Origin of the sequence: Kaistella sp. (assembly GCF_032060305.1) — a bacterium.
Lineage (GTDB): Bacteria > Bacteroidota > Bacteroidia > Flavobacteriales > Weeksellaceae > Kaistella > Kaistella yananensis.
In genome coordinates, this window is the sequence record NZ_DAMBHK010000064.1 from 1 (window position 1) to 13,640 (window position 13,640).

Sequence of the window (13,640 nt, forward strand, 5' to 3'; positions counted from 1 at the left end):
TCACTACGAAATATGATCCGGCTGCACCGGCTATTCCTTTGTATATTGATGCAGGGGTACAGGCTCAGCCAAAGGCAAAACAGTCTGAAATTTATGCACAGATTGTAAAAGATCTTACGGAAGCGGTAACATTACTAAATGGTTTTGGCCGCGCTAATAAAGGAGTAATCAACCAGGATGTTGCTAAAGGATTGCTGGCTTACACTTATGCGGCAATGGGTGAAAATGCCAAAGCGGCTGCATTATCTCAGAGTATTATTTCAAACTTTCCAAAGACGAATAAAGAGCAAACTGCGTTTATTGGTACTGAAGGTAACGAAGGAAAAGGTGGAGGATTCAATGATCTGAAAACCAGCAGCTGGATGTGGGGCTTCGACCTTACGGAAGCGAATGATCTCGATTTGATCAGTTGGTGGGGACAAGCGGATGTTTTTTCATACTCCTATTCATGGGTTGGTGACTCAAAAGCCATCGACTATGATCTTTATGATGCAATGAGAACCGATGATGTCCGTAGAAACCAATTTGCCACTGTAGTTGAATTTGATCCAACTTTCGATCCTAAGAATCCCAACGCAGCAAGTTATTTGCTAAACCCGGATGGAACATTTGTTTTAAATGACAAAGGGGAGAAAATCTTATCCAGCACTAAATATCCAAAAGGCTATGTTTTGGAAAGAATGTACTTCGATCCTACAAAAAATGCAGATGATTATATGAAAGTAAGCCGTGGTTCGATTTCCTATGAAGCAGTTCCAGTAAATAAGTTCTACGCACCGGAAAGAATACTTGGAGGACAGAGAATTATTACTACAGATTACTTATTTATGCGTGCAGACGAATTCCATCTGTTAGCTGCTGAAACTTTAGCAAAATCAGGAAATGAAGCTCAGGCGAAAGACATTCTTAAGAACTTCTTAACTGATAGACTGAATAGTGTAAGCTATATCGATGGTTTGTCAGGTGCTGCTTTGTTAAACGAAATCTATCTACAGACCAGAATCGAGTTCTGGGGAGAAGGTAAGAGTTACTTGGCAATGAAGAGAAATAAAGCTACCATCAAAAGAGGGCCTAATCACCTGTTCTATGAAGGCCAAACTTTCAGTTATGATGACGACAGACTGTCCATGGATATTCCACAGGCGGAAATCAACAATAACCCTAAGCTGAAATAATCAGAATACAGGTTTTACTAATGAGGAGCAGATATATTCTGCTCCTTTTTTATTTTAACTTACAAGCCTGGCAACTATCGACTAAACGCATTAAAAATCTTATTTGTACTGATTATAAATTACAGTGAACTTGATTTAAATTTCCGTAAATATGCTGTATTCAGTGGATATGAATTTATATAAAATGCAAAAAAATTAGGGTTTTACTCATTTATATTAATAATTATTACAGAAATCTCACCAATTTTTTTATAAACTCAGGATTAAATAATTAAACAGTTTGTAATGTTAAATAAAATTAACATATTTGCCGCAATAATATTAAAAAAGTGTTAATATGAATGTGAAATTAAGAGTATTGAGTATTGGGGCTATGTTTTTTGCTGCCCAACACTTGTCGGCACAGAGCGACACTGCCAAAGTTCAGAATATTGATGAGGTGGTTGTAGTGGCTTATGGAACGCAAAAGAAGGCAACTTTAACAGGATCGAATATTCAGATCGATTCTAAAAAAATTGAAGATCGGCCAATCTCGAATGTAATGCAGGCTTTGGATGGTGCAGGTGCCGGTATTCAGGTGGCAGCAGGTTCAGGGCAGCCAGGTGACGGGATTTCGATTAGAATCCGTGGTGCCGGATCATATCTGGTTTCAACCAATCCTCTCATTATTGTGGACGGTATGCCGTTCCCAGGTAACCTTAATTCAATTAATCCCAACGATATTGAATCATTGAACGTACTGAAAGATGCATCTTCAACATCATTATACGGATCGAGTGCTGCAAACGGAGTTATTATGATCACGACCAAAAAAGGTAAGAAGAATTCATCGAGAATGACTTTAAATTCCAGTACAGGTATTGTAAGCAGGTTTGTAGATGAATACGAAAGAGTAGGACCACAGGATTACTATACACTAACCTGGGAGTCTATGCGAAATGGCAGGCGTGCAGGATTTCCCAATGAAGGTCTGGCCGCATCTAACCTATGGGCAACCAATAACTTGATTACCGGAAACTTAAAAACCAATGTATATAATGTCCCAAACAATCAATTGGTGATTGATGGGGTTTTTAATCCTAATGCAACATTAAAGTACAATGATTTTGACTGGGCTGAAGCAATTGTGGGTGTTGGCTTACGTCAGGATCACAGTGTGAGTTTCTCAGGTGGTAATGATAAGAGTACTTTTTACAGCTCGTTAGGATACATGAATGAAGGCGGGTATATCATTAAGTCGGATTTCGAAAGAATAAATCTACGTTTGAATGCCGAATCTCAGGTAAAAGACTGGCTAAAGGTGGGGGCAATTCTTAACGGTTCAATTTCCAGTGCCGGAAATGCAGTAGATGGTGCAAATAATAATGCAGCATACATTAACCCTTATAACTGGACCAGAACCATGGGTCCTATTTACAGCCCATATCAGCATGATCCAGTAACGGGGGCGAGACTGTATGATCCTTTTGGAAATGTATTGTATGATAATGGAAATGCTAGAGGAACCGATGCTGCAGGTGGTAGAAATATTGTTTGGGAAACAATGTTGAACGAGAACAATACCAATACCTATAATGCCCAGTCTAATGTTTTTGCAGAATTTGCAATCTTACCCGAATTAACTTTTAGAACCAATGCAGCGTATAACTTCCGTGGAACTTATACTAAAACCTACACAAACAAGCTGATAGGTGACGCTTTGGGTATTGGTGCAGCAGCCAGAACTGCTTATTTTAACAGAGACTGGACCTGGAACCAGGTATTAACTTATAAGAACTCATTTGGAAGCCATAACTTTACTGCTTTGGCAGGTCACGAAAATAATTCATACAAGTTCGATTATCTTTATGGATATAAGCGTACCCAGGTCTTAAATGATTTTTATGAATTTGGTAATTTTATCGACAACAGTTCATTAGATTCTGAATTTAGAGAGAGAACTAAAGAAGGTTGGTTTGGTAGAATTAACTATGATTTTAACGAAAAATATCTTTTAGAAGGATCCATGAGATGGGATGCATCATCAAGGTTTGCTACCGATGTAAGATGGGAAAATTTCTGGTCTGCAGGTGCAGGTTGGGTGATTTCTAAAGAAAATTTCCTCAGTGATAACCGCTTCATCAACTTCTTGAAGCTTAGAGCATCTTACGGCGAGGTAGGAAACGATGCGCTTGACTCCTGGTTTGCCTATAAAACATTGTTCAGCTTAGGGTATAACAACGGTACAGAGCCGGGAATTTTACTTACATCTGTTGCAGATCCTATTACTACTTGGGAAACCAAGGCACAGAAGGATATTGCGTTAGAATTTGAGGTTTTAAACCGAAGAGTTCGCGGTACATTTGAATATTATGAGCAGGAAACCAAAGACCTTTTATTCCCTTACAAAACTCCTGTAAGTGCAGGTATTCCCGGGAATGAGATCGAAAGAAATGTTGGAAGCATGTCGAATGATGGTTTTGAGATTACGCTTTCCGCGGATGTTATTAAGAAGCAGGACCTAAAGTGGACTATTAATGCCTACGGTACAAAGTATACCAATACCCTGAATTCACTTTCTCAGAAAGAAGTTATTTCTGGAACTAAGAAGCTGATGGAAGGGAAAGATATCTATGCATTCTGGTTAAGAACCTGGTATGGTGTAGATCCTGCAGACGGGTCACCATTATTTGTACTTGATCAGGATTTATATCCAACCCCTGCGGCGGATATCAGAACAGTAAATGGAGTTTTGGTAACGACGAATCAGAACAAGGCGAAATATGAGTACCACGGCTCTGCTATTCCTGATTTCTTCGGTAATGTATCCACGGTATTGAATTTTAAAAACTGGGAGCTTTCTGCAGCATTAAACTATCAGTTCGGCGGTAAAATATATGACGTAAATTATGCTGGCATCATGTCCAGTTATCCACAGGGTGGTGCGTTGCATACCGATATCTTAAACAGATGGACTACACCCGGACAGATTACTGATGTTCCGTTATTAAGTTCTGCGAATATTGCCGCAGCTGGTGCTGCATCATCAAGATGGTTGGTGGATGCCTCTTATGTAATGCTTAGAAATGCAACGCTGGGATATAATTTTAATCCGGAGGTTGTAAGAAATGTCGGCATTAATAATCTTAAACTATTTGTGAGTGGAGAAAATCTTTGGCTGTCCAGCAAAAGAAAAGGTTTAGAACCTTATCAGTCATTTAACGGAACAGTATCTAACCGATATTCTCCATCCAGAATCATCACTTTTGGTTTAAGTACAACATTTTAAAAATTACAAACATGAAGTTTATATTTAGAAAAACAATTTGGATGGCAGCGGTCGCTCTTTTAGGAGTAATGTCGTCTTGTGAGAGAGAATATTTGGAGAAAGATCCAACGAATGCAGCGAGTGAGGAATTATCAATGTCAAGTCTTGCAAATATTGAAATTGCCCTCAATGGTTTGCACCGTAATATGTATTACAGACAAAACGCCAGTCAGGGTCAAAACGGCGCAACCTCAGTATTAACCTATATGGAAGTAATGGGAGATGATTTGGTATTCCCAACTACTGGTAACGGTTGGTATGTAAGTACTTTAAGATGGCTGGATAATAACAACGCAAATTCCGGTAACCTTTTTTATCCTTATGACTTTTATTATGGACAGATTAGGATTGCCAACATTATTCTGAAAAACCTTCCCAACGTTTCGGGAGCCGATGCTACAAAGGAAAGAATAAAGGGCGAAGCACTTGCTATGCGTGCTTATGGCTATTTCATGCTTACCCAGATCTATGCAAAACGTTATGAAGTAGGGGGTGCAAACACGCATCCAGGGGTACCGTTGAGACTTGATGACAGTTTCAATCCTATTCCCAGATCAACAGTAGCTGAAGTTTATACCTCAATTAACAGTGATTTAGCTCAGTCTTACACTTTGCTTGATGGCAAACCAAGGTCGAATAAATCCCACTTCAATTCTAATGTAGTACGTGGTTTAATGGCGAGAGTGGCCTTGGTACAGGGCAAATATCCTGAGGCAGCAACGTATGCAAAAGAGGCCAGAACAGGTTTTGCTTTGATGACAAATGCTCAGTACAAATCCGGATTCAACTCCTATGCAGTATCCGAGTGGATGTGGGGCTACAGCCCAATCGATCTGACTTCCGATTATTTTGGAAATTTCATGGCATACATGTCACGTAATTACAATTCTACTCAGATTCGTCAGGCACCAAAAGTTGTAAACAACTTACTTTATAATAAGTTTCCTGCTACAGATGTAAGAACACAGGTGATCGATCCTACCGGAGCGCATACTTCATTATCGCTTCCTTCAACCTATGCCAAGTTTCCTTATACTTCTCAGAAGTTTCTTTCTGTGAACGCTACCGGAACTGTAGATAACAACACAAGTTTAGGAGATATCCCTTTTATGCGATCCGCTGAAATGTACTTAATTGAAGCAGAAGCGCTTGCAAAAAACAATCAGGAGGCAGAATCCAAAGTTGTATTTGATCTGCTTGAAAAGAACAGAAACCCGGCTTATACTACCACTACTGCCACTGGGGCTGCTTATATCGAAAAAATCCTGGACAGCAGAAGACTTGAGCTTTGGGGTGAAGGTTTCAGATTTTTAGATCTGAAGAGACTTAATCTTCCTTTAGACCGAACTGGGGCAAATCATGTGTCTACTGTTACTAATAACCTTATGAGTGTTCCAGCGGGTGATAAAAGATGGACGTGGCTTATTCCACAAACTGAGATCAATAATTCTCAGGGATTAGTAGTTCAGAATGAACTTTAAAATCTGTTTTTAGCATATAACAAATTATTGCAAGTTCTTAAAATCACGGAAACAAGTTTTGTTAAGTCAAGTTAAATAAGCTTTCATCCGATAAAGCCATCCGAAAGGGTGGCTTTATCATTTTATGACAGTGGGCACATTAGGTAATTTTCACCAACCTTCCCTGTATGCCTACTACTTCTGAAAATAAAACACCTATATTTCGCTATTATGTTAACAAAAATAAAAATAACTTAAGGATATGGAAATTTTAATTTGGCTATGTTAAAATAAATTAACATATTTGCGAGATAAAATATTAAAATGTGTTAATATGAATGTAAAATTACGAGTTTTAACCATTGGTGTTCTGTTCTTTAGCGGACATACGTTGATGGCTCAGAAAGCAAAGAAAGATACTGCTACGAAGACAAAGGATATCGAAGAAGTAGTGCTTGTAGGAGGTATTAAGTTGGATCCGGCAGTTAAAATGGGATCTTACACTGTGGTGTCAAAGGCGAACTTCGAATCTACGCCAGTAGCCTCAGTTGATGAAGTTCTGAACGGCAGAGTAGCTGGATTAACTTTTTCAACAAATGGCGGAGATCCTGGCTCTACTAACCTCATCACCATTAGGGGGGTTGGGTCTTTAATCGGTACACCAAACCCGCTGTATGTTATCGACGGAGTGGTTGTAGGTAAAGGTTCAGACAATGCCCAGGTGATGGAATCCTGGAATCCGCTGGCCAGTATTGATCCTAACTCCATAGAAAAAGTAGCGGTACTGAAAGATGCCTCTGCAACTGCCCTTTATGGTGCGAGAGGAGCCAACGGTGTGATTGTAATTACCACGAAGAGAGGACGTTTTAATCAAAAAACCAGGTTTAACGTTTCCAGTGATATGTCGGTACAGGATATTGCTTTTGACAAGCAGAAATATATGAATGCCAATGAGTTTTTACAGTGGGGTGGGCAAATGCTGGTAAACAGTGGCGCTTTTACTGATTTACAGGCGGCAACCGCTCAGTTTGCGGAAGATAATAATTATGACGGAGTTAGTGACGAAAACTGGCAGGAAAAAGTTCAGAGAAGAACATCAATTGTAAATACATATAATGTTTCGGCTACCGGAGGGGGTGAAAATACCTCTTTCCGTTTGGGCGGTTCATATTACCAGAACGAGCCTTTGGTTCTGAACAGTAATTTTGACCGAATCAGTTTAACCTCAGCCATCGATCATAAAATTTCAGATAAATTTAATCTGGCTTTTAATGCGAATTTTACGAATGTAGAGAGAAAAACCTACGATGATGGCGGAGCCTACAGAAACCCCTGGCTTACCAACTGGTATATTGCGCCTATTTATTCTGCATATAATCCCGATGGGACCTACAATCAAACCAATTTAGGTAACGGGAACGATTTTTTCAACCCTCTTGCCATTCAGGAAATGGACTTTATGAAGGGTTCTATTAAAACTTTTGTCTCCTCGGTAACCGCAGATTTGCAGGTGATGAAAAATGTATATGCCAATTCACTTTTCGGGGTTCAGTATCAGGCTTTGGATGAAAAGACGTATTGGGATCCGCGAATCGCAGATGGTTTGACCTACAACGGGTATGTCCTGGAGAGTAGATCAAGTGCATTTGACTGGAACTGGAATAATTCTTTAAGCTACCGAAATACTTTTAATGACAGACACGAAATACAGGCTTATCTGGGGATGGAATACCAGGAACACAAGTACTACTCTTTGGGGGCTCAGGTTGACGATCTTTCTCAGCCAATTCCGTATATTTCCTTTGGAACAAATTATCGGCAGCCTTGGGAAGACCGGTTAAAGTGGACGCAGATTTCATATTATTCGCGTTTAAACTATAACCTCGATAAAAAATACTCTTTATCTGCACAGGTGCGTAGAGACGGTAACTCAACCTTAGGGTTGAAGAAATATGGTAACTTCTGGTCTGTAGCTGGTGCCTGGACAATGTCTGAAGAAAATTTCATTCCTGATTTCTTCAATCTCTTAACTTTAAGAGCGAACTATGGTGAAATCGGAAATATTCCGTACGCTGATCAGTGGTATTTACAGTACAACGCTCTTGCATTGGTAAGTCCTACGTCATTATACGCCGCCGATCAGGCAACAACGATTTCTCAGCCGGGTAATCCGGATCTTCGCTGGGAGGTTTCAAAACAATATAACCTGGGGTTAGATTTTACCGTTTTCGATAATATTTTCAATGCTTCCATTGATGTGTATCAAAGAAAAACAGTAGATGCCATTTATTTATATACAACCGCTACTACAGCTGGTGGGCCAGACAGTTATTTAACAAATGTAGGAGATATCCTAAACCGTGGGTTGGAGGTTACTGCTGGAATTAAACCTTTTACCGGTGAGTTTACATGGCTTATCGACGGGAACTTTGCTTATAACAAAAATACAGTAGAAAGTATTTCGAATCCAGGACAAATCGATTTATCCGATGTTTCTAACAGAATGCGTGCGATCAGTGAAGGCCACCTTTTAGGCGAGTATTACACTTATGAATGGGCAGGGGTGAATCCTCAGACAGGAGCAGGAATGTTCTGGACAGACGCTTCGCATACCGAAACTACAACCAATAGAACCGCAGCACAAAGGGTATGGCAGGGTAAAACTCCTTTCCCTAAATATACTGCAGGTTTAAAAAGTGAATTCAGATATAAGAAATTCAGTTTAAGTGCTTTCTTTACCGGTCAGTTTGAATATTCTGTGCACAACAGATGGCAAAACTATATCTTAGGTGACGGGTCGGCGATTAACAACCAAATCACTGATGCGCTTTATGACAGCTGGACTCCATCGAATACCACTGCCTCTAATCCGATTCAATTGCTTAATAATCCATCAAATGCGGCAGGACCGTCTACAAGATGGATGAGAGATGGAGACCACATAAGACTTAAAGAAGCAAAACTGAGCTACAGCTTTGGAAATGTTTTGAAAGATGCCGGTGTTGATAATCTTACGCTCTATTTAAGAGGAGTAAACTTATGGCTTTATACATTTGATAAAACATTAACCTTCGATCCCGAAGCGAACTCCAATGCAGCCGGAGCGTCGTGGGCCGGTAAAGGTTTGTATGACTACACATCACCAATCATGAGAAGTGTTTCGTTTGGTGTTTCGTTAGACTTTTAAAAAAATATTACAATGAAATTTACAAAAATATTTATAGCAGCAGCGTTTACTACGTTACTTATGCTGCCCTCTTGCTCCGAAGAACGCCTGATAGAAAGTCCTGTAGATCAGTTTCCAATTGAAGACGCTATCAGGAGCGAAAATGATATGAGAAGCATCTTAAATGGTGTTTACGACCAGTATTCCACTTCTACTGCTTTTGGTGCTGATATTCTGGCATTTGGAGACCTGATCTCAGATAACGTATTTATTACTGCACTTCCATCGGATGTTGCCTACAGAAATACAGGCTTTTTAAACTGGTCGGCCGACATCTCAGATTTTGGTATGCTTGATGATCTTTACGACGGAATCGTGCTGGCCAATACTGTTGTTAACAATACCGCTTTGCCAAATACACCTAATGTTTTAAATCTTAAAGGTGAAGCCAGGATTGCCCGTGCAGTAGGTTATTTTTATGCAGTAGCATTTTATTCACCAAATCCAACCTCGAATATGAATCAGGAATTTGGTGTACCTCTGAATCTAGGAAATTATGACCCCAATCAGCAGTTGCCGAGAGCGACGGTAGATGCGGTATATGAACAAATCATCACTGATCTTACCACAGCTTTAAGTATAATGACTGATGAAATTCCTTCCAATAAGGGCTTTTTAAGTCCTACCGCTGCCAGATTATTATTATCGCGGGTTTACCTTACCAGAGGTAAAGCGGGGGATTACCAAAAGGCTATAGATTACGCTGATCAGGTAATTAATTCTGCCAGTGGTTCTTTCAATTTTGTTTCCAAAGAAGATTATGTGAAGTACTTTACTGCGGCCGATATTAATTCCAGTGAAAATCAACCTGAAACAGTTTGGGAGATCAATATGAATGCGACATCCGGTGAAAACCCTGGAATTAACAGTTCTCTTTCTTCTTTTTATGAATTCAACGGTTCCAAGAAAAGGTTTTTATTTACACAAAACTTTTATAGTACCTTTGCATCGTCAGACGTAAGACGCTCACTGTTTACTTCCACAGCGGTTCCTACCCAGGATGATCCGCGAGGTATTTGGACCCGAAAATATTTCAGAACGACCAGTGAAGGGCCTTTTGCCCAGAATGTAAAGATTTTCAGAATGTCTGAAGCCAAACTTAATAAAATTGAAGCCTTGTTCAAAACAGGAAACACCGCGTTGGCATTAACCGAACTCAATGATTTTGCGGCATCAAGAGGCGCAGTACCTTACGCTGCAGCAACGCTTGAAAGTATCCTGAACGAAAGAAGAAAAGAATTCTTCGCGGAGGGACACCGCTTCTTCGATCTTAAAAGAAATAACTTAGGTTTTGCAAAACTTACCAACTGTTATAGTATCGTTTGCGAAGTAGCTCCAAATGATAAGCTTTTTGTAATCCCGATGCCTTTAAGAGAAAGAAATATCAATCTTAATATAACTCAATATCCTGGTTGGTAAAAGAACTTCATAACACCTGAAAACCCCCTGTTTTAAAACGGGGGTTTTTTATTTCCCCATATTTCTTACATTTGTACACCAGGTTTAATGAAAAGCAGAATTCCTTCAAGACCATAATTTTCCGGTCAGCTGCGTTTCATCAGACTCAATAAATAATAAAAGCAAACGGATGAAATATCTTCTTCTCTGTATACTGTTCTGTGGATTCGGGATGAACGCGCAGGTTGTGAATAAAACCGATTCCAACAGAGTAAAACCACAGGATACACTTGTGATCGATTCGGGCAGGAAAGATTCGCTGCAGATCTTTAAACCTACGATTTACGATTACCAATATCACACCCAGTTTTCTGAGAAGAAAATTTTCGATACGGTTTTTACACACGACAAAACTTTTATTTTCTCACAGTACAATAACCGAGATAATTTCGGAAGAATACAGTTCGCCAATATCGGTTCTGGATTTAACCCTCTGGTTTTTGAAGTGAATACGGAACAGAATCTTTCACTTTTGCCGACCAATAAATCTTTCAATATTCTCGGCATCAATGATGTTAAATATTATGATGTAAAAACGCCGACGGCGGCATTCATTTATCATAATTCTGTGAGCAGCGGTGCCGAACTGAAGTCTACGTACACACAGAATATCGGTAAGAATTTCAATTTTGCGGTGGAGTATCTCGGTTTGCGGTCGCTCGGGATGTACAAAAACGCGCTGGCGTCGAACAACAACGTTGTTTTCTCGGGACATTATACTTCTAAAAACAATAAGTACGAGGCATTTGCCCATTTTCTCCATCAGAATGTCAACAACCAGGAAAATGGCGGAATCGCGGATACCGACCTCTTCCTGAGCGGCAACAGCAATTTCGATAACCGCCTGAATATCCCGGTAAACCTTAATTCGTCGGATTCGCGTTTCGGATATCGCAGGTATTATTTCAGCCAGCAGTTCCGGCCTTTTTCTTCTGAGAAATTTCCGTTTAAGATCCGCCACACGATCTTTCATCAGGGAAATAAATATTACTACAACCAGCAGTCTGCGGAACCGTATTATTTAGATGAAGCCTCCGGTTTAATTGATTATCCGCTGTCGTCTAAAAAATATTCGAAAAATCTGAGCAACACGGTGAGTGTGCTTTTCGATAAAGAAAACTTCAAGCTCGATGCGGGCGTACGTCATCAGCTTATCAAATTAGGTATTGGGACGACTTTACCGGCATTTTTAAATATTCCGCAGGAACTTTCAGAAAACCGTATTGGTGCGGTAGGAAATCTTCAGATTAAACTTTGGGATAAAATCGCCCTGAATTCAAATCTTGAATTTTCAAACGGAAATGAATTCGGAACTTTTCTCCGTTCGCAGAATTTAATGAAATTCGAGCCCATTGAAGGCTATTTCGTGAATGCGAAAGTAAATTTCCAAAGCGCGTCGCCAACATTCAATTTACTCCTGAATCCGTCGGTTTACCGCCAGTTCAATTATTATCTTGACAATCCAAATAACGAAACCATTACCGAAATCGGTGGCGATGTCAACCTGAAATGGTTCCAGAGCAAAGTCTTTGCGAATTACTTCAGAATCGATAACTACACCTATCTTGATTCCGCTGCAACACCGCAGCAAAGCGCTTCAGGACTCAATATTTCACAGATCGGTGGCGAGGCTACCTTTTCTTACGGGAATTTCCACCTGAATCCGAAAGTGCTTTTTCAGAGTGCCATCAACAATAAAGACCTTTTGCCGATGCCGAATTTCGTAGGACGCGCAAATCTTTTCTGGCAGGGGAAAGCCTTCAAGAAAGCCGCAGAAATTCAGGCGGGTATTAAAGTATATTATTTCACCAAATTTGCATCCAGAGAATATTTCCCGGTGCTGAATGAATTTATTCTGCCCAGCGCAAACTCCCAGTCTATTGGCGGGCAGCCGATTGCTGACGTTTATTTTAATATGAAAGTGAAGCGGATGTTTTTCTTTATCGAAGCGCAGCATCTCAACACGACTTTCATGCAGAACAAATCATTTACGGTGCCCAATTATCCGATCTACGATTTTCGTCTGAATTTGGGAATTGTTTGGTATCTTTTCAGTTAAATCATGGTAAAAAACAGCAGCATATCTTTTCTTGATATTGAAAGCATTCCGCAGCTCATCAAAGATTTTCTTTTGCAGAAGGTCGATGGTTTCGGGAGTCAGCTTTTTAATGATGAAAATATTGAGAATCAGTTCCGGCTGAAAGCTCAGGAATTCATTCCTGAAAAAAGGAAGGTGCTTTTTGAAGCTTTAAAAAACCAGTACTCGGGAGTTCAGCTTTCTGAAAAACAGGAAAAAAATCTGTATTCAGTCCTTCAGGAAAATACTTTTACCGTAACCACGGGACATCAGCTGAATCTTTTTACAGGTCCGGCATTTTTCATTTATAAAATTCTGCAGACAATAAAACTCGCCGATGAGTTAAACAGAAAGTTTCCCGGCAGAAATACGGTTCCCGTTTTTTGGATGGCAACAGAGGATCATGATTTTGAAGAAATCAACCACTTTAAAACCGAAAACAGGTATTATGAAACCAAGGCGAAAGCCGGTGGAGCTGTGGGAAGAATTATTGTGGAAGATGATTTTTTTATATCCGAATTCGAGGAAGAATTTAAAGATTCAGTTTTTGGGACTGAACTGATTTTGTTGCTGAAAAAAGCCTATAAAAAAGGCAATTCACTGGCTCAGGCTACGCGGATTTTAGTTCAGGAACTTTTTTCCAGCTACGGTTTACTCGTTATCGACGGTGACGATGCAAAACTGAAAAGCCAGATGAAAGAGCGTTTCCGAAATGAACTTCTTCATCAGGAGCTTTTTGAATCTACAAAAGAAACCGTAGCATACTTATCTGGAGCTTATGGTAAAGTTCAGGTGAATCCGCGGGAAATTAATCTGTTTTATCTTACAGAATCCCGAAACCGCATCGAATGTAACGGTGAAAAATTCCAAATTGTTGATACTGATATTACTTTTTCTAAAGAAGAACTTTTAGAAGAACTTGAAAAGCATCCTGAAA

Annotated in this window: 7 protein-coding genes; all 7 read left to right on the top strand. The window is 39.8% G+C overall.

What is annotated here, in order from left to right:
• Nucleotides 1–1,175, top strand: a 1,175-nt coding sequence (locus V5N63_RS09180; RefSeq protein WP_332033702.1) for a RagB/SusD family nutrient uptake outer membrane protein, incomplete at its 5' end; no start/stop codon positions are given.
• Between the two features lie 337 nt (nt 1,176–1,512).
• The gene (locus V5N63_RS09185) at nt 1,513–4,443 is read left to right on the top strand and encodes a SusC/RagA family TonB-linked outer membrane protein (protein ID WP_332033703.1); all 2,931 of its coding nucleotides are present in this window, start codon (nt 1,513–1,515) and stop codon (nt 4,441–4,443) included.
• Nucleotides 4,444–4,454: 11 nt separating this feature from the next.
• A complete protein-coding gene (locus V5N63_RS09190) occupies nt 4,455–5,963 on the top strand; it encodes a RagB/SusD family nutrient uptake outer membrane protein (RefSeq protein ID WP_332033704.1) in 1,509 nt (502 codons plus the stop codon).
• A 313-nt stretch (nt 5,964–6,276) separates the two neighbouring features.
• Complete coding sequence (locus V5N63_RS09195) at nt 6,277–9,129, top strand: SusC/RagA family TonB-linked outer membrane protein (protein WP_332033705.1); 2,853 nt, start codon at nt 6,277–6,279, stop codon at nt 9,127–9,129.
• Nucleotides 9,130–9,141: 12 nt separating this feature from the next.
• A complete protein-coding gene (locus tag V5N63_RS09200; protein ID WP_332033706.1) occupies nt 9,142–10,587 on the top strand; it encodes a RagB/SusD family nutrient uptake outer membrane protein in 1,446 nt (481 codons plus the stop codon).
• A 169-nt stretch (nt 10,588–10,756) separates the two neighbouring features.
• Nucleotides 10,757–12,685: a putative porin gene (locus tag V5N63_RS09205; protein ID WP_332033707.1), complete on the top strand. Its 1,929-nt coding sequence runs from the start codon at nt 10,757–10,759 to the stop codon at nt 12,683–12,685.
• A 3-nt stretch (nt 12,686–12,688) separates the two neighbouring features.
• Nucleotides 12,689–13,640 (top strand): bacillithiol biosynthesis protein BshC (gene bshC, locus V5N63_RS09210; protein ID WP_332033708.1); only part of this gene is annotated, 952 nt, incomplete at its 3' end.

Bases quoted from the DNA above. Each gene is read 5' to 3' on its own strand.
- V5N63_RS09185 (WP_332033703.1), top strand. From the start codon at position 1,513: ATGAATGTGAAATTAAGAGTATTGAGTATTGGGGCTATGTTTTTTGCT.
- V5N63_RS09190 (WP_332033704.1), top strand. From the start codon at position 4,455: ATGAAGTTTATATTTAGAAAAACAATTTGGATGGCAGCGGTCGCTCTT.
- V5N63_RS09195 (WP_332033705.1), top strand. From the start codon at position 6,277: ATGAATGTAAAATTACGAGTTTTAACCATTGGTGTTCTGTTCTTTAGC.
- V5N63_RS09200 (WP_332033706.1), top strand. From the start codon at position 9,142: ATGAAATTTACAAAAATATTTATAGCAGCAGCGTTTACTACGTTACTT.
- V5N63_RS09205 (WP_332033707.1), top strand. From the start codon at position 10,757: ATGAAATATCTTCTTCTCTGTATACTGTTCTGTGGATTCGGGATGAAC.